Source organism: Cyclobacterium sp. SYSU L10401 (assembly GCF_010993705.1).
Taxonomy (GTDB): domain Bacteria; phylum Bacteroidota; class Bacteroidia; order Cytophagales; family Cyclobacteriaceae; genus Cyclobacterium.
The window spans coordinates 335,559-354,076 of sequence record NZ_WOFO01000004.1 but is presented as its reverse complement, the minus strand read 5'-3'; the positions used below and the strand labels follow the sequence as shown (position 1 = coordinate 354,076).

The following is an 18,518-nucleotide window of genomic DNA, read 5'->3' as shown; positions in this document are numbered from 1 at the left end:
CAAAGAGGGCGTTTAAAGCCCTCTTTTTTTCTTCCAAAACCAAATAAAACCAGCTGCAACCAGAACCAGCAAAAGAAAACTTAGCGTTATTCCTGCCGATTGCCTGGATGTTGCATCAAAAGTATTGCCGATGAAAACCATATTTGCCCAAAAATAGGGATGGTGATACTGTGCCATTTTAGTATCTTTTAGCAAGGTTTTTTTTGCCAGTTGCAAGGCTTCGGGATAAGTGTTACCCTGATTTACCTTGTCATAAAAAACCTCACTCAGGTAGGCTGTCACCTTATCATTGGCTTTCCAGATGCTGCTGATAATATTGTCACAACCTGCATAGGAAAAGCCACGAGAAAGGCTGATCAAGCCTTCTCCATTCATCACCTGACCCTGGTGGGTGTCACAGGCACTTAAAAAAACCAGGGAAGCCTGCCGCAAATCCAATTGATACAATTCCTCTGCATAGAGCAAGTGATTTTCCTGGGAAGGAGAGAATACTATAAACCCTTCCTCCGGGGATTCTGGATTTGACAAGGCATGTGTGGCAAGATGGATAATGGAAGCATTTTCTGAATGGGCCAAAAACTCCTGTTTTGTGGCGGCAGTCCCAAGAAATATCCTGCCTTCCAGTAATTCCATCTCTGAAGCAGCTGCAGGAAGAGGAGCAAAATCATTGGTTTCCGGTAATCCGGTAGCTGCTGAAAATGGGGCAAAACCGATGGCTTTCTCTTTATCGGAATTGATCCGGCTTGTATCCATTTGAAGTAATTTCCCTGAATACTGGTAAGTAATCGCATGATTTTCCACCAGGTAGTTTCCTTCAGGGTCTGCCAGCATTTCAAAGGGAACATGTACAAGCATTTGATCCGGGAGGATGATCCAATTTGAGTGTTTTTTTAGATCAGGATACGCCTCGCCCAACATTTGATCAAATGCCTGAATGGTAACCTGCTCTAGCTCTTGTCGGTTGTTTCCTCTGGAGGAGATTAGCTCCTGGTTCATGCTTTTTATTGTTTCTGTAAGCGGTCCTTTTTCAATAATTGCCGACAAATACAAATCATCCTCGGAGAGCATAAAGCAAAAAATGACATCATTGGCCACAAAATAGGACAGTAACACTTGGTGACCGCTTTGTAAGAAGTTTTGAAGTTTTTGAATCCTTATCCTTTCCGTATTTAACTTTTGATCGAAGAAGGATGAAAAATCATTGTAGGAGGCATATAAACGGCTTAATGCCAATTTGCTGTCCCGGACTTGCGCTTCCAGATCTTCCAGCTTATTGGGATCCTGAACCTCCCTTATTTTTTGATTGGCCCTGGTTAATTGAAATTTTAAAATTTTCTCTTCCTGAAGAAGGGCAAGAGGAATACCTGAATTTGCCTTGATTTTTCCCTCATTTCTCGCCAGTTCCAATGCAGTAGCTTTGCTTTCTTCTGCCCATATAAATCCCCTAACCAAATGCTTTTGATCTTTTGTAAGCTGATATAATGCTATAGAAGCGGATACTGCTTCTTCGTATGCCTTGCGAATGGACTCCCCCAGAAATATCCGCGCATCCTGATTGTCATATAAATTGTTCAGATAAAAAACCAGATCAAAGGCTACCTGGTAGGTGTCGAAGGACAATTGATACGTGGGCATATCATTGTTTTCTTTGGCCAGCACCATGGTGCTTTTAGCTTTCAAAACCAGGCTTTCAAAAATATCCGTCATTCCCCAATTGATGTTACCGGGAGAGGGGTTTTTCCAAATGTCTTCTTCAGAAAACACCCCGTCAAACTGTAATATGGCTTTATGAAATGCCTCTGCTGCCATCTGGTACTCCTTTTTTTCCATCCAGGACCTTCCTATTATTTGGTAGGTCTTCCCCTTGTGATAATCCAAAGCAACCTGACTGGGCTGAAAGTTTTTTCTTTTTTCTTCGTCCAGACCGGGGATCAGCAATTCAAGGGACTTGTCTGCCTGACCCTTAAGCAAATGGATCTCTGCGTTGATGTTTTGGTTCGGCAGGCTATTTCGACTTGCCTGCTCCGCTATGCTGTCCAGGTAGTAGCGTGCTGAATCTGGATTTTGGTTTTTGATATAGAGTGAGGCGAGTTTGCTCAACACCTCGTCCCGGTCAATACCCAGGTTCAATGCCTCCTGATACAAGGTAACTGCCTTATCAAATACTTTCAAGTTGGCCCATGCAGCAGCTTCATTTGTCAAAAAGCTAAATATCGCATATTCGGTAGCTGCTGATGGTTCTGGATTGGATTTTTCTGTTACGATGGACCTGGCTTTAGAAAAATAATTTGTGGCTTGGGCATAATTCCCTGACTCATAGTAAATCACCCCCAATGAGTTATACAGCCTGCCGGTTTCCTGCTTGTCCTTTTTCGCATCCAATTTTTTTTCTGCCTGATTGAGGTAATGGATACTGCTATCTGCCTGATTCAAGAGAAAAAATGACTCCCCCATGTATAAATAGGGGTTAAATAACAGGCTGTCATTTGCTTCATTTTGTTCAATGAATTTCAGCCCCCGGCGCAAGATTTCAATACTTTTTTGCGGTTGGTTTTGGATCAGGTATAAGGTGCCTAATTTCTCATAAACGTCGGCCGATTGGGAAGGTGTTAAAGCGTTGGTTGGGAATTGAGATTTAATTTCTTCCAACAGCTGAATAGCGGTGCTGTCACTTTGATCCGTGGGGTATTCGGCATAAAAATAGTTCAATGCCCGCTCATACTTTTTATCCAGCGAGCTTTCCTGCCCAAACAAAAGCGGGGTAAAACAATTGCAGCAGCATAAAATTATAAAAAACTGTTTTTTTATCATTGGCACAAGGGGGTATCCTGGTAGTTTACCGCGAAAAGCGGGAAACTACCACAAGATACGGTGGTCTTGGCCTTCTTGTTCTGGGAGGATCAAAATTTGTTCTTAAATTATTCGAAAAAGGCTTGATAGATAAAATTTGGTCTTGTTTTGCCTGGATTTCATCAATCAGGATTTGGGGTACATCTTCCATCGTTTCGTAATAAAAGAATTTTAAGTCAATGGCATTCAAAGCTTGCATGCTGCCATCATTTAGCCGGTAGTAAAGCTTGACATCTTTTTCAATTCCATTTTCCGGTTGGGTACCAAAAAAGTTATTCTGAAGTGTCTCCTGAAGTTTAATGACTCCGGTGGAATTACCGATGATGAGCCCCTGATCGGCTAAGCGCTCTCCTCCAGGACCGGCTGCATCAAATTCACAATCCTCGTCATCATCATCATCATCGTCGTCGTCATCATCGTCGTCATCATCATCATCATCATCTTCACATGGGGGTAAGGTAGCCGGCGATCCGTTAAAAACAGGTTGAACGCTCGTTTCTCCCTGGTCCAACACGTAAAGGCCATCTAAATAGTTGATACCTGCAATAGTCAATTCGATATGGCAGCTATTGTTGCCCTGAGCAAAAGAAACCCTGTACTTTAACCCTGTCTCACTTTGGTTGATGTCAATAATGCCTGTTTCAGGATCTATGGCCAGGCCTTCTGGTTGAGAGGAAAACAATCCTGGTCCTTCGATTCCCAGGGGACTGATGGTGTTATCGCCTGTATCATTGATGAAAAATAAAGTGTCACCATAACTCAACGACTGGCAGTCTGCTTCAAAAGTATCATCTGAAGTGCCATTGACATTTCTGTCCAGGTTACAGGAAGACAATATCAAAAGAAAAACGAGTACTTCAATAATCGTGTTATTCTTATTTGGCATTTTTCGTTTTTCTATTAGTTGCATCGAATATAAAAATTGTAACGGAAAATAAGGTAAAATTAACTGATTTTTCGGTAGTCAAATCAACCCGTTTAATAACTTTTGTCAGATTTGGGGTAATCAGGAACTTAATTTTTTTTATTACCTTTCTTTTTAAAACATTAAATCTTACTTCTCATATACCAAGAACCAATAGAATATGGACACTTCTAAACTCATACAGACATTGTTGGAAAAACTCGAGAATTGGCTTACCTCTTTTGTTGAGTACCTTCCAAACATGGTTTCTGCACTTGTTATTTTTATGCTATTTTTATTTTTGTCCCGGTTTGCTGAGCGGTTTTCCAAAAAACAATTGCTAAATATTCACCTGGATGAAACCATCAGTGGATTTTTAAGCAGATTGATTTTTCTAGCCATTTTGGTTGGAGGAGTTATGATGTGCCTTTCCATATTGAACCTTACGGGTACAGTCACTTCCATATTAGCCGGGCTGGGTATTATCGGTCTGGCACTGGGTTTTGCTTTTCAGGATACCGCTGCAAATTTTATGTCAGGGATTTATATCACTTTTCAGCAGCCCTATGCCATAGGGGATGTGATAGAAACCCATGATGGGATCATGGGCAATGTGGTGGATATCAATTTGCGTGTGACCAAAGTAAAAACTTTTGATGGGCCAATGGTTTATGTACCTAACCGGTTTCTTTTTCAGGAAAACTTCACCAATTATACGGAGGAGGGCAGAAGGCGGATCAGGGTAGATGTGGGGGTGAGCTATGGTGAAGACCTGGAAAAAGTAGAGCGTATTGCACTTGAAGCCGCCAGAGATGTACCTGGAAGAATTGGCGATGAAGATGTCAGCCTTTTCTGGAAAGGTTTTGGAGATAGTTCTATAGACTTTTCGGTAAATATCTGGCTGGAATATTCCAGAGAAAACCGCGCTTATATAAGTGCCAAAAATCAGGCCATTAAAAACATCAAAAAGGCCTTTGATGACAATGATATCATGATCCCATTCCCCATCCGTACCCTCGATTTTGGCATAAAGGGAGGGGTGCAGCTCCATGAGCAAGTGGATAAATCAGAAAAAATCAGATCTATGGGAACAAGTAAGGGTTAGGTAAAAAAGACAAAAGCACCGGATTTAAAATCCGGCGCTTTTGTTCAATTATTGAATTTAGATTAAGGTTTATCTTTTCTCGTCTTCAGAGAAAATCATTTTCTTAATTTCTTCTTTCGCTGCACCGGTCTTTTGCTGCAACCTGCCAATCAACTGTTCTTCCTGACCTTCAGCATATGCCAGGTCATCGTCCGTCAACTCTCCATATTTGGCCCTTAATTTGCCCTTTAATTCATTCCAGTTGCCTTTAATTTTTAATTGGGTAGACATAATTTTATTGGTTTTAGTGAAAAATTATTTTCTTATTTGTTTATAAATTATACAATAACTGTTCCAAAACTAAAAAAATATGGCAGAATTGAAACTTCCTGGTCATTTAAGGGCGCTCACCATTTTGTTATTATTAATCGTTATTGTGTTTATTCTAATCATTGGTAGAAGCCTTTTGATACCACTCATGTTGGGGGGGTACATTGCCATGCTGCTGATACCTGCCTGCACCTGGATGGAAACCAAAAAATTTCCCCGCCCGCTTTCGGCGCTGGTAGCCCTGCTGACTTCCCTTTCCGCCATTGTAGGCCTGATTGTACTGGTTATCCTGCAGGTGAGGAGTTTTTCCAGAGACTTTGAAGATGTTACCGGCAGGCTAAACAACTACCTGGCGGACCTGGATCAGGTCGCTACTGATTTATTCGGAGCAAATCTGGGGATTAAGAACGGAATAGATAAATCCCAACTGTTCGAGTTATTGGAGTCTAACAGTGAAACGGTGTCGAATTTTTTATTGTCTACTATTGGCTCCTTATCGGGTGTCGTCTTGTTGCCTGTATTTATATTTTTTATGTTGATCTATCGGGACCATTTGGGGAATTTTATAGCCAGGCTTTTTGATAGGGAAGATGAAGGAAATGTAAAATCAAAAATCCGGGACCTCCGAAAAGTAGTTCAATACTACATCATAGGGATGATCAAGGTAATGGGGATTCTGGCCGTTCTCAATACAGCAGCTTTGTACGCCATAGGTGTGAAGCATGCCATTTTTTTCGGGCTTTTTGCAGCCTTGCTTAATATTATACCTTACCTGGGTCCTTTTCTGGGTGCGATATTACCTTTTATTTTTTCTTTTTTGACCATGGATAGCCTGTTTTATCCCCTGATGGTTGTCATTACCTTTACGGTGATACAATTGATTGAAAGTAATTTTCTTACCCCAAAAATTGTAGGGGGGAATGTCAACCTGAATGCCTTGGTGACTTTCCTGGGTTTATTGTTGGGGGGAGCCATTTGGGGAGTAATTGGTATGATCCTCATCATTCCCACTTTAGCCATCCTAAAAAGGATTTTTGAACTTAAGGACAGCACCAAACCCTTCGCTTATTTGTTTGGTGAAGAAGAAATCAAGCCAATATTTAAAAAGGGAAAGAAATGAATCAAATGCCATATGTTCTTTTTGCCTGGATACTGCTGGGAGTAATTTCATGCGATTCTGCAGATGACAAAAAGGGAAGGTTTTTATTAAAAGGCAATAACGAATTAAGGGAAGGAAATTCCAAAGGGGCGATTGCCTATTATGATGAGGCCATTGCCATTGATCCTGAGTTTAAGGACGCTTACTTTAATCGGGCTATGGCCTTGCACAGACAGTTAAAATTTCCAGATGCCATTGCGGATTACAGTCGGGCCATTGACCTGGACAGAAACTATAGGGAAGCGCAGGTTCAAAGGGCAATGGCGTACCTGGATTTTGGCGAAAATTATAAAGCCCTGGAAGATACCAGGACCTTATTGTCCATGGATGAGAAAGATAAGCAGGCTCATTTCATACAGGGATTGACCTGGACAGCCCTGAAAGAATATTCGGAGGCTAAGGAAGCCTTTGATAAAGCCCTGGAGCTGGATCCCAATAACGTGGAGCTTTACATTAATCTGGCTACCGTCAATTATCATTTGGAAGAATGGGAGCAGGTAAAAAGAAATTTATCGCTGGCAAAAAATATGGATCCTGGCCACAGCATGATCTATAACCTGGAATCTCTGGTTTATTTTGAAGAAGGAGAATATCAAAGGGCGCTGGAGCAGGTGGATAAAGCCATCGGGTTGGAAAAGGACGACCCTTATTACTACAACAACAGGGGCCTGTACCAGTTGTACCTGGGTAATCTGGAGGAAGGTTTGAAAGATATTAATTTTAGTTTGAAGCAGAATAGTAGAAACCTGTACGCCCTCAGAAATAAAGGTATCTATTACTACAAAAAGGGAGAAAAGGAACTCGCAGAACGGTTTCTCAGGGAGGTGTCTGAAAAGGACCCCTCGATCAAATTATTGGACCAATACCTGACTGACCAGTCTTCAGAATAATCCGGCATTTCAATGACAATTGTTTGTGTCAACCTCTGAACGCCGGCAGCAAACCCTTCGGGGCACAAAAAATCCCCTCTCCACTAATGGGCAATAAAAAAGGTCATGGGTATCATCCATGACCTTTTGTTCCTTCATAAGCCAAAAAAGGTACACCTTAAATGGCATTGTCTTTTACCAGATTGAGGGCTGATCCAGCTTTAAACCACCTGATCTGTCCTGCATTATAGGTATGATTGACCTTGATTTCATCTTTGCTGCCATCAGGGTGGTTGCATACTACTACCAGGGGCTTACCGGGAGCAAAGCTGTCCAAACCGATAATATCCAGGGAGTCATCCTCCTGAATCAGGTCATAATCTGCCGGATTGTCAAAGGTCAAAGCCAACATTCCCTGCTTCTTAAGATTGGTTTCGTGTATCCTGGCAAAGGATTTTACCAGAATAGCACGGACCCCCAGGAATCTTGGTTCCATGGCAGCATGTTCCCTGGACGAACCTTCACCATAATTTTCATCCCCAACGACCATGCTGCCGATGTTGTGCAGCTTGTATTGACGCTGTACGGCAGGCACTTCTCCATAGCTGCCGTCCAACTGGTTTTTTACTTTATTAGTGGCATCATTGAAGAAATTGACCGCACCGATCAGAAGGTTGTTGGAAATATTATCCAGGTGTCCCCGGTACCTTAACCAGGGACCGGCCATGGAGATATGATCCGTAGTACATTTTCCCTTTGCCTTGATCAATAGCTTAAGCCCCTTCAGGTCTGTTCCTTCCCAGGGTTGAAAGGGTTCTAATAGCTGCAGCCGCTCTGAGTCAGGGGCTACTTTTACCTCTACTTCCGAACCGTCGGCAGCGGGCTCCTGATAACCGGCATCTTCCACCGCAAAACCTTTGACAGGGAGTTCCAGACCAGCAGGTTCTTCCAGTTTTACCTGTTTGCCTTCTTCGTTGGTCAGGGTATCCGTCATGGGGTTAAAGGTAAGGTCTCCGGCAATGGCCATGGCTGTAACCACCTCAGGGGAAGCTACGAAAGAATGTGTATTTGGATTACCATCGGCTCTTTTGGCAAAATTCCGGTTAAACGAGGTGATAATGGAATTTTTTTCCTGCTTTTCAGCACCATGCCTGGCCCACTGCCCTATACAAGGTCCGCAGGCATTGGCCAATACCACTCCTCCCATGTTTTCAAAGATTCCGAGGAATCCATCTCTTTCTACAGTAAATCGAACTTGTTCGGATCCGGGGGTAATGGTATATTCTGACTTGGCTTTCAGCTTTTTATCTACCGCCTGCTGGGCCAGGGAAGCTGCCCTGGAGATGTCTTCATAGGAAGAATTGGTGCAAGAACCAATCAATCCTACTTCCAGCTTTTGCGGCCAGTTATTTTCCTTAACGGCAGCTGCGAACTTCGACAAAGGCCAGGCCAGGTCCGGAGTAAAAGGGCCATTGACATGGGGTTCCAGTTCTGAAAGATTGATTTCGATGATTTCGTTAAAATATGCTTCCGGGTTTGCATATACCTCAGGATCTCCTGTCAGGTGTTCCCTGATGCTATTGGCCAGGTCGGCAACGTCCGATCTGTCGGTACCCCGAAGATAGGCTTCCGATTTCTCATCATACCCGAAAATAGAGGTTGTGGCACCGATTTCGGCCCCCATATTACAGATGGTGCCTTTTCCGGTAGCCGAAAGTGAGCGGGCACCTTCTCCAAAATATTCTACGATGCAGCCCGTGCCTCCTTTTACGGTGAGGATACCCGCTACTTTAAGAATTACATCTTTTGCTGAGGTCCATCCGGAAAGTTTACCGGTAAGCTTGACTCCTATGAGTTTGGGAAACTTAAGTTCCCAGGGGAGTCCGGCCATGACATCACAGGCATCTGCTCCGCCCACTCCTATGGCCACCATGCCCAAACCTCCGGCATTTGGCGTATGAGAATCGGTCCCGATCATCATTCCTCCGGGAAAGGCATAGTTTTCCAGCACCACCTGATGGATGATACCTGCCCCTGGTTTCCAAAAGCCCAGGCCATATTTATTGGATACGGATGAAAGAAAATCGTAGACTTCCCGGTTTTTATCCTTTGCTTTGGCCAGATCGGGGTTTGCCCCCACTTCAGCCTGTATGAGGTGGTCACAGTGTACGGTGGAGGGTACAGCTACCTTTGACCTGCCTGCCTGCATGAATTGAAGCAGGGCCATTTGTGCCGTAGCATCCTGCATGGCCACGCGGTCAGGTTTAAAGTCTACATAAGAGACTCCCCTTTCGTGTTTTTCACTGGCTTCTCCTTCGGAAAGATGGGCATAAAGGATCTTCTCAGTGAGGGTGAGCGGTCTGCCTTCTGCTTTCCTTGCTGCGGCTATACGCCCGGGAAATGCAGCGTAAACCGACTTGATCATATCTATATCAAAAACCATCGATAATGAAGTTATACTGTTGATTGTAGAAAATTCAATTGAGCGGCAAAGATAAGAAAACCAGCCATTATCCGGCTATTTTGCACTATTTATATGCTTATTTATAAAGGATTTAAAAAGTTCAGCCTTGTTTTTGAGGACCTTCTGCATACCTCAGGATTTCCTGATCCAGGTTCAAAAGAAATTTTAATGTGTCCACCTTATCAGCGTAATCGGACACCTCCGGACACTGGGCGCTTCCAAAAGGTGTACTTCCATCAAACCAGCCTTCTCGGGAAACAACACACTGTATTTTGTTTTCTTTCTCCTTTAATTGTTTCTGTAGCCGGGTCAAATCGGTATATAGCTCAAAATACACCACAGATATAGGGGACACCAATTCATTGCTCTCAACCAGCAACAAGTGTCCATTGTCGAAATGTGGGCTTCGGTTGACCAGGTATTTGGATTTATTATATTCGTAATTGTTCAGGTATTTGTGGTGATCGATTAACTGATGGGCCGGATCCATGCCTTTCAGAAAAGCCTGTAAAGTTTTCTGATTGCTGACATATATTTTGGATACATTTCGGCAGCCGAGTCCATAGTACTGGAAAATATCCCTGGAGAGTAAGTTCCAGTCCTCCTGGGATTCGTTCCCGTCCAGAATAGCTATAGAAGTACGGTTTTTACGGATGATATGTGGGTACCTGCCAAAGTAATAATCAAAATAGCGGGCGGTATTATCGCTGCCGGTGGCAATATAAGCATCCATCCCATTGAGCCTTTCCTCAAATGAAATGGCTTGGCCCAGCTCAATGGAGACTTCCGATAGCAGAGCGACCAGCCAGGGGATCAGTATATTGTCTGAGGAGGACAGTTTAATTTTAGCCTGGTGACCAGCTATTAGTACACATAGCAAGTCATGGAATCCCACCCCAGGGATATTGCCGGCCATTATAATGCCTATATTTTTAGGTTTAAAAGATTTTGGATCAGGGAATTCATATTGCCCCAGCCATTGCCGGAGTTTTTCAGGATACAGGTAATTGACAATGCCTTCCAGCGCAAGTTCCGATTGTTTAGGTGTAAACCAGCTGTTTTGGTTGCGTATTCGGTCAAATAAATTATTTTTTTCCTCTTGAGTGGTGTTTTTTATGCGTTGCTGCCAGTTTGAGAGGTGGATTAATCTTTGGTTCACATTCATGGGAAGGACTCTGGCTAGATGGATTTGCGATAATAATTGGTCGAAATGGACACAAAGATAAAAAAATGTCCCGAAAGGAAAGCTAACTCTCAGAGGTAATAGTTAGTATAGCAATTAATGTATAGGGTATATTTTACCTAAAGTGGAATTATTTTCCTTGTTAGATTGTATTTTGGTTAGTAGTTTTGCAAACAAACAAAAAAGAAGAAAAATGGCAATCATGATAACCGATGAGTGCATCAATTGTGGTGCATGCGAACCAGAATGTCCAAATACCGCCATTTACGAAGGAGGTATCGAATGGACCTGGGGCGGAGGTACGGAGTTAAAGGAAGTCACTTTAGACGATGGAACGGTAGTGAGCGGGGATGAGAAGCAGGAGCCGGTTTCCGATGAGTTTTATTATATTGTAACGCAGAAATGCACAGAGTGTACGGGATTTCATGAGGAACCTCAATGTGCGGCAGTTTGCCCGGTAGACTGTTGTGTAGACGATCCGGACCACAGGGAATCGGAGGAAGAGTTGATGGCCAAAAAGCAATTCATGCACGGAGAATAAGTTGATACTTAGATTATACCATCTTTTGTACTCATAAAATTGTCTTTTCCAATAGGTAATTTGAACAATATCCCAGATTTTGGAAAAAAAAACGGGCAATAACTTGAATTTGATAGTTGAATTGATTTAACTTGGCACTAAATTCTTTTTTACAAAAATAAATGTTCGGATAGTGGAAAATAACAAAGATTACGAAAGAGATGAGATTTTCACCAAAAGGGTAAAGGCTGGAAAAAGGACCTATTTTTTTGATGTGAAATCTACCCGGTCCAATGATTACTATTTGACCATAACGGAGAGCAAGAGGAAAATCAAGGATGATAATTTTTTCTACGAGAAACATAAAATATTCTTGTACAAGGAAGACTTCGCCAAGTTTGTGGAAGCCCTACAGGATGCGGTAGACCATGTGAAGAATGACCTGATGGCTGATTTTGATTTTTCTCAGTTTGATACAGAGCCGGAACCTTCTGAAACCAACAATGAAAACAATAAATTTGGTGACGATCTGAAGTGGGATTGATTGACCTTTGAGCAGTTTTATTATCGGGAAAGGCTGAACAGGTAAGTTTATAGGATAACGAATCAGGATAATGGATCTGTATTGGGCAGGTACATGAGCCGGATTCGTTTTTTTTGTTATTTTTGATTCATGGTCAAGGTATTCCTCACAGCGGTAATTGTAACCACTCTCGTATTTTTGGTCGGCTGGTATTTTTCTGACATCAGTTTGTACTTTGTTTTATCCATGGTATTGGCAGCAGCCCTCCGGCCATTGACCAATAAAATCAACAACTTGTATGTTCTGGGACAGCACATTCCTCGCGGCATTGCCATCTTTCTCTCTTTTTTGGCGATATTGTCTGTGGGGTTTTTATTGGTACTTTTATTTACGCCCCTTATTCGCTCACAAATTGAATTGTTAAGAGATTTGGACATCAATTACCTGTATGACCAAATTCAGCGACCTATAGATAATTTTGAAGCCATATTGATCCAGTTAAACCTGATCAACAATGAACCCGGATACCTGATTGATCTGGTCAAGGAAAACCTGATCAGCAGTCTTAATGAAGTAAATGTTCAGGGATTTGTCAATAGGGTTATATCAGCCACCAGCACGTTTTTTATAGGAATCCTTGCAGTGGGCTTTATTACTTTTTTTCTGCTTCTGGAGAATGGTTTGCTCCGCAGAAATTTAATGAACTTCATTCCCAATAAATATTTTGAGCTATCTGTAGCTACTTTTCACAAAGTAGAACGATTGCTTTCCAATTACCTCCTGGGATTATTGATACAGATGTCCGTTATTTTTTCCATAGCTTCCATAGGCTTAACCATTGCAAATATTGAGTATGCCATGACCATAGCTGTTTTCGCAGCAGTGGCCAATCTCATCCCCTATGCCGGGCCAATCCTGGGGGCAACTTTTGGTGTACTGGTAGGCCTGTCTACCGGGGAATTCAATGCAGCCAGTGAGATATATTTTTTCCTGATAAAGATTCTGGCAGTATTTTCGGTGGTTCAATTGAGCGATAATGTGATTTTACAGCCTTTTATTTTTTCTAAATCTGTAAAAGCACACCCGCTTGAAATATTTGTGATTATCTTTGTGGGAGCAAAAATTGCAGGGGTATTGGGAATGATCTTTGCCATACCGGTTTATACCATTTTCAGGGTTTCAATCAAAGAATTATACAAAGGGTATAAAGAATACAGAATATTTAAAATAGATAAGATTTAACATTCATGGGACTAAAATGTGGAATTGTTGGTTTGCCCAACGTGGGGAAATCAACATTATTCAATGCGATATCGAGTGCAAAAGCTGAAGCAGCAAATTTCCCTTTTTGTACCATAGAACCCAATGTCGGGGTAGTGACCGTTCCCGACGGAAGATTGCAGATTTTAGAAGGCCTGGTAAATCCACAGAAGGTTATTCCTACGGTCATTGAATTCGTGGACATAGCAGGCCTGGTAAAAGGGGCCAGCAAGGGAGAGGGTCTGGGCAATAAGTTTCTGGCAAATATCAGAGAAGTGGATGCCATCATCCATGTGATCAGGTGTTTTGAGGATCCCAACGTTGTTCACGTGGCAGGTTCAGTGGATCCGGTATTCGATAAGGAGGTTATCGACACGGAATTGCAGCTAAAAGATCTGGAATCTGTGGATAAGAAAATCCTCCGGCTGGAAAAAGTGGCTAAAAGTGGAGATGTTAAAGCAAAAAAGGCCATGGAAAGCCTGCATAAATTCAAGGATGCTTTGAAAGCCGGACAGAATGCCAGGGCGGTAGATGCCGATGAGGACGACCTGGAAGCCATCAGGGATATCCACCTGTTGACGATCAAGCCTGTACTTTATGTGGCCAATGTAGACGAGGGAAGCATCCAAACCGGAAATGCTCATGTGGAGCAACTCCAGAAGGAGGTGGCAAATGAAAATGCGGAGGTGATCTTGTTGTGTGCAGCATTGGAAGCGCAAATTGCGGAGTTTGATGATGAGGAGGAGAAAGAAATGTTTTTGGGAGAATACGGCTTGAAGGAAAGCGGTTTGAACCGATTGATTGCCGCTGCGTATAGGTTATTGAATTTAATCACCTACTTTACGGCCGGCGTTCAGGAAGTCAGGGCCTGGACCATCAAAAAAGGTTGGAAAGCCCCGGCAGCTGCAGGAGTGATTCATACGGATTTTGAAAAGGGTTTTATCAAGGCAGAGGTGATCAAATTGAAGGATTATCAGCAGTTCAAAACAGAGGCAACTTGCCGTGAAAACGGGAAAATTGCAGTTGAAGGTAAAGAATATGTAGTTTGTGACGGAGATATCATGCATTTTCGGTTTAATGTATAAACAAATTCAAATATTATTGTTAAGTTTGTTGCAACTTATTTACCCATAAATTAGTTTATTCTGTTAGATTGATGTATTTAATAATTGTTTAACTTTTCATTTTTAACGTCGTGAGAATTAGATTAATATTTTCCTTAAAGAACAAAGGTGCTTACTTGCCTTTTCACCACCAGTACATCTTGGCCCAATTTCTCAAAGGCTTGATTGTTAAAGGTGGACAAGAAGAGTTTTTTAACTACAATTACTTTAACTTCTCTGGTTTGAAAGGTCAAACCAAGGTTAGTAGGAGTGGGTTGCACTATTATTCCAGCTTAGTTACCCTTGTCGTATCCGCTCCGGATGAAGCGTTTATCGATTACCTGTTGGAGCAAGTGTTTAAAACCCCCAAAATTGAGTTGGGAAATTTGATTTTGTCTCCAGAGTACACAGAAAAGGAGATTGAACCACCACTTGAAACCTCCAATAAGTTTGTTTGTATTTCTCCACTTGTCTTGCTGACACCCACTTTTGATGACGAGTCCGGAAAAAGGTTTATCAATCCGGATACAGACGAATTTTCAGATTTATTGTATGAATCCACCCTGACCAGGATGGAGAAATCTGGTTGGTACGATCAGGAACAGATGGAATCTTTTTACAAGTTCCAGGTAGTTCCTGACATGAATTATGTCAATAAATTGCGGGAGCAACAGAAAAAATTTGCAAGAATTTATTCTGTCTATGATATGGATGTGAAATATGAAGTAAGGGGATACACCCTTCCTTTTACCTTGTATGCCGCTGGAGAAGTACAGGATTTTGTCTTCAAATGCGGTTTGGGGGCCTTTACCCACAAAGGCTTCGGCATGCTTGATCTGGCCAATAATATGCCCAGCCAACGTACCGAGCCTTATAAATTTAAAAGAGAAGGTTTTGTCCCCTATCGGTCACAATCTCATGAGCCCAGAAAAAATGACGAAAGGGCGGATGAGGGAAACGGTAGTACCGAAACAGAAGAAGAAAATGATTGAAATAAAAAAACCCGGATACATTCCGGGTTTTTTTATTTCAATTTATTTTTAAAACCTCCGCTTATTCGGATTGAGTATGGTGTAACCGATCAATTCGTCATACCGTGAGCCCATGTCACGGTAATAGAAAAAAACCTCATACTCGTTTTCGGTCTGAAAATGGTTGCCTTCAAAAGGCTCCATGTCCCAGTCGGTATCACTGCGGAGCCCATACTGGAAATCATACCAACCCTGTTTTAAGAAAAGAGTCGCCTGATACTTTCCCGATGGCTGGTCGTAGACCATCTTGGCATTTGGATTTTTGCCCCAGTTACTCAAGGCACCCAAAACAAACGGGGCCGAGGGAAGCTCTTCCGTTTCCAGATTAAAAGTGAGTAAGACATACTCGCTTTCCAGTTCATGATTTTGCCTTTCCACATTAAAAATGCCAAACTGACCATTAATGTCCAGGTATTCCAGGTAGCCCTGACCCCTTCTGCTTTGATCCACGCCTGCCTCAGCAAATACCGCATCTTCTTCCATACTGATGGAAGCAATGTTTCTACCTCTGGTTCGTACATATCGCAGGTCTACAAACCGAAATTCGTTGCCTGCTTCAAAAGTATTGCTGCCATCAAACAGTTGGTATTGCAACTGCTTCAGGTCTTCCCGCATGTTGTTGTATTTCAATCCCACAATCGCATTGTCCCACCGTTGGTTTTGTCGGATCACCAAAAGGGTATTGTTTAGGGGATCCATAAGTTCCCGGTTACTGTAATTAACGTTTACGTTGATTTGCTGGGCAGTCCTACGGTCTTCATTTTTGCTGGGTGGTACCACGGAAGCTCCCAGGGCTACCTGGTTGTCATATACCATAAACCTCCTGGTCAACAGGGGTTTGGACTCATCCCGGCCCCGGTAAACCTTGATGATGTAATTTCCACTGCGGTTGACCCGGGGTATTTGAAAAGTATAGTGGATATACGGCACCCTGGTGTTGATGCTGTAATCATAGGTATCCACATTGTATTCGTTGTATTGCTCCAGATAATCGGCATCCCGCAGGCCGGAGCGGGTCCAGTCTGCATTGCAATGAATGATTTTGGCCGAATACCTGTCCGATTCATAGGCAATATCGTCAAATTGAAGGACCAAAGGCACGGGACTTTTCAAGGCAATAACCGGAGAGGTCATCTGTGCCGCGAAATCATCCGAAGCGGGAAATAACTGCACTGTCTGGATATTGTCCTCAAAAACCCGATTTTCATACACTTCCTGCGCCTGAATACTGGAAGACGACAAAAGCAGGCAGATAAAGGGAATCAAGCAAAGAAGAAAAGTTTTCATGTCAGAAGAATAAATGATTGGCGTTCAGGATCCCTGCAGGCTTTCAATCTGTTCCGCCAATGCCTCCCATTCCTTATTGAGTTTTACTTCGTCCTGCCGGACCAGGGAATAGGAAGCATTGAGCTCCTGCATTTGGGTTTCATCTCCATAAACGGAAGGATCAGCCATTTGATTTTCCAGGGCCAGTTTTTTCTTTTCCAGCCTGGTAATTTCTTCCTCCAGTTTTTCCAAGGCTTTTTCCTTTTCTCGGATAACCGTTTTTCTGGCAGGATCTTTTCCGTTGTCAGCAGCTTTTGCTACTGGAGGAGGGGTTTCTTTCTTAGGAGAAGCGGCTGGTACCGTATCTTGTTTTTGTGGTTGCTGGGAACGCCAGTAAACATACTCATCATATGTGCCAGGGTATTCCTTGATTTGATGGTCTTCGATGTACCAAATTTTGTTGGCTACTCCCTGTATAAATAACCTGTCATGGGACACGGTGACAAAGGTGCCTTCATACTGCTGTAGCGCCTGGGTAAGGATGTTCACGGATTGAATGTCCAGGTGGTTGGTAGGCTCATCCAAAAGCAGGAAGTTGGCTTCAGAGATCAGCGTTTTGGCCAGGGCAACCCTGGATTTTTCACCACCCGAAAGTACTTTTATCTTTTTGAAAACATCTTCATTGGTAAAAAGAAAGCAGCCCAGTACATTCCGGAGTTCAGTTTCCGTTTTTTTGCTGCCTTCCTGCGCCAATTCCTGAAGGATTTCATTGTTGATACCCAGGGCTTCCAGCTGGTGTTGTGCAAAGAAGGATTTGATCACATTGTAGCCATCTTCCCTGTGGCCCTGAATGGGCTCAGAGCCATCGATGATTCTGAGCACAGTAGATTTTCCTTTTCCATTGGCACCGATCAGGGCGATTTTATCTCCCCTTTCGATGCGGGCGTGGGCATTGTCCAGGATTTTCAGGTCACCAAAAGATTTAGAGACGCCGTCCAGCACCACCACATCTCTGCCTGATTTTTGCGAAAATTTGAATTTGAAATTTACAGATACCTCATCCCTTACCACTTCAGAAACCCTGTCCATTCTGTCCAGCGCCTTGACCCGGGATTGTACCTGATTGGATTTGGTGGCCTTGGCACGGAAGCGTTCGATAAAGCGTTCTGTTTGCTTGATCATCTGCTGCTGGTTTTCATAGGCATTCTGTTGAATTTCTTCCCGGGCTACCTTCTCTTTTTTGTAAAATGCGTAGTTTCCAGCATAGCTGGTCAGGTTCCCCTGAGAAACTTCCACCGTAGTTTCACTACAATTGTTCAAAAACGTCTGGTCGTGAGATACCACAACAACGGCTCCCTCGTATGATTTCAGGTAATTTTCGACCCATTGAATAGAGGGTAAATCCAGGTGGTTGGTAGGCTCATCAAGCATCAGCAGGGAGGGTTTTTCCAATAGCAGCTTGGCCAGCATGACCCGCATTCTCCAGCCACCTGAAAAAGTTTTCAAGGGCCGGTTCAGGTCTGCCGTTTGAAACCCAATCCCTTCCAGCACTTCTTCGGCTTTGGCTTTGATCGTATAGCCTTCATGGGCTTCAAATCTTTCCTGTAAATGAGCCAGCTTTTCGATGACTTGTTCGGAATAGTCCGTTTCCATTTGTTTGAGCACCGCATCAATCTCCTCCTGTAGGGCCAGGGTCTCTTTAAACGCTTCCAATGCCACGTCCAGGATGCTATCCTCAGATTGATAAGAAAGCAGGTCCTGGTTTAGAAAGCCAATGCTGCAATCTTTCGCCTTTTGGATTTCACCGCCGCTGGGTTGAATGTCCCCATAGATGATTTTTAGCAAGGTGGATTTACCAGAACCGTTTATACCTACCAAACCAATTTTGTCCCTGGGCTTGATGTGTAGGGAAGCATTTTCATAAAGGGGTCTCCCCCCAATGTAATAAGAGAGATTATTGATGGATAACATG

General features: G+C 42.9%; 15 protein-coding genes. 8 read left to right on the top strand and 7 right to left on the bottom strand.

Translation table 11 applies throughout. The annotated features are described in order from the left end of the window. Positions 1–12 precede the first annotated feature (12 nt). Together GL182_RS12100 and GL182_RS12095 are read right to left on the bottom strand one after the other, a co-directional pair. Entirely contained in the window at positions 13–2,754 is a 2,742-nt protein-coding gene (locus tag GL182_RS12100) for a CHAT domain-containing protein (protein WP_163379941.1), read from the bottom strand. A gap of 82 nt (positions 2,755–2,836) precedes the next feature. Further along, on the bottom strand, positions 2,837–3,736 hold the full coding sequence (locus GL182_RS12095) for a hypothetical protein (RefSeq protein ID WP_163379940.1): 900 nt from the start codon (positions 3,734–3,736) through the stop codon (positions 2,837–2,839). Positions 3,737–3,935: 199 nt separating this feature from the next. Here GL182_RS12095 and GL182_RS12090 point away from each other — a divergent pair, with 199 nt between their 5' ends. Further along, positions 3,936–4,859, top strand: a complete 924-nt coding sequence (locus tag GL182_RS12090) for a mechanosensitive ion channel family protein (RefSeq protein ID WP_163379939.1) — start codon at positions 3,936–3,938, stop codon at positions 4,857–4,859. A 69-nt stretch (positions 4,860–4,928) separates the two neighbouring features. On the opposite strand, the gene GL182_RS12085 is transcribed toward GL182_RS12090, so the two are convergent. Continuing rightward, complete coding sequence (locus GL182_RS12085) at positions 4,929–5,129, bottom strand: CsbD family protein (protein WP_163379938.1); 201 nt, start codon at positions 5,127–5,129, stop codon at positions 4,929–4,931. A gap of 79 nt (positions 5,130–5,208) precedes the next feature. Here GL182_RS12085 and GL182_RS12080 point away from each other — a divergent pair, with 79 nt between their 5' ends. Together GL182_RS12080 and GL182_RS12075 are read left to right on the top strand one after the other, a co-directional pair. Then, complete coding sequence (locus tag GL182_RS12080) at positions 5,209–6,288, top strand: AI-2E family transporter (protein ID WP_163379937.1); 1,080 nt, start codon at positions 5,209–5,211, stop codon at positions 6,286–6,288. Further along, on the top strand, positions 6,285–7,217 hold the full coding sequence (locus GL182_RS12075) for a tetratricopeptide repeat protein (protein WP_163379936.1): 933 nt from the start codon (positions 6,285–6,287) through the stop codon (positions 7,215–7,217). The genes GL182_RS12080 and GL182_RS12075 overlap by 4 nt, the downstream gene beginning before the upstream one ends. Before the next feature lie 157 nt (positions 7,218–7,374). Here the strand turns inward: GL182_RS12075 and GL182_RS12070 are convergent, their stop codons facing one another. Continuing rightward, the gene (locus tag GL182_RS12070) at positions 7,375–9,639 is read right to left on the bottom strand and encodes an aconitate hydratase (RefSeq protein ID WP_163379935.1); all 2,265 of its coding nucleotides are present in this window, start codon (positions 9,637–9,639) and stop codon (positions 7,375–7,377) included. Positions 9,640–9,760: 121 nt separating this feature from the next. Then, entirely contained in the window at positions 9,761–10,825 is a 1,065-nt protein-coding gene (locus GL182_RS12065) for an acyl-CoA reductase (RefSeq protein WP_163379934.1), read from the bottom strand. Positions 10,826–11,036: 211 nt separating this feature from the next. Between GL182_RS12065 and GL182_RS12060 the strand changes: the two genes are divergently transcribed. The 5 genes from GL182_RS12060 to cas6 all read left to right on the top strand — a co-directional run bounded on the left by GL182_RS12060 (position 11,037) and on the right by cas6 (position 15,241). Continuing rightward, positions 11,037–11,384, top strand: a complete 348-nt coding sequence (locus tag GL182_RS12060; RefSeq protein ID WP_163379933.1) for a 4Fe-4S binding protein — start codon at positions 11,037–11,039, stop codon at positions 11,382–11,384. 172 nt (positions 11,385–11,556) lie between these two features. Then, on the top strand, positions 11,557–11,907 hold the full coding sequence (locus tag GL182_RS12055) for a DUF3276 family protein (protein ID WP_163379932.1): 351 nt from the start codon (positions 11,557–11,559) through the stop codon (positions 11,905–11,907). Between the two features lie 129 nt (positions 11,908–12,036). Further along, positions 12,037–13,128: an AI-2E family transporter gene (locus GL182_RS12050; RefSeq protein WP_163379931.1), complete on the top strand. Its 1,092-nt coding sequence runs from the start codon at positions 12,037–12,039 to the stop codon at positions 13,126–13,128. 5 nt (positions 13,129–13,133) lie between these two features. After that, positions 13,134–14,231, top strand: a complete 1,098-nt coding sequence (gene ychF / locus GL182_RS12045; RefSeq protein ID WP_163379930.1) for a redox-regulated ATPase YchF — start codon at positions 13,134–13,136, stop codon at positions 14,229–14,231. Positions 14,232–14,341: 110 nt separating this feature from the next. After that, positions 14,342–15,241: a CRISPR-associated endoribonuclease Cas6 gene (cas6, locus tag GL182_RS12040; protein WP_163379929.1), complete on the top strand. Its 900-nt coding sequence runs from the start codon at positions 14,342–14,344 to the stop codon at positions 15,239–15,241. 48 nt (positions 15,242–15,289) lie between these two features. On the opposite strand, the gene GL182_RS12035 is transcribed toward cas6, so the two are convergent. Beyond that, the gene (locus tag GL182_RS12035; RefSeq protein WP_163379928.1) at positions 15,290–16,567 is read right to left on the bottom strand and encodes a DUF5103 domain-containing protein; all 1,278 of its coding nucleotides are present in this window, start codon (positions 16,565–16,567) and stop codon (positions 15,290–15,292) included. 24 nt (positions 16,568–16,591) lie between these two features. After that, complete coding sequence (locus GL182_RS12030; protein WP_163379927.1) at positions 16,592–18,517, bottom strand: ABC-F family ATP-binding cassette domain-containing protein; 1,926 nt, start codon at positions 18,515–18,517, stop codon at positions 16,592–16,594. Position 18,518 lies beyond the last annotated feature (1 nt).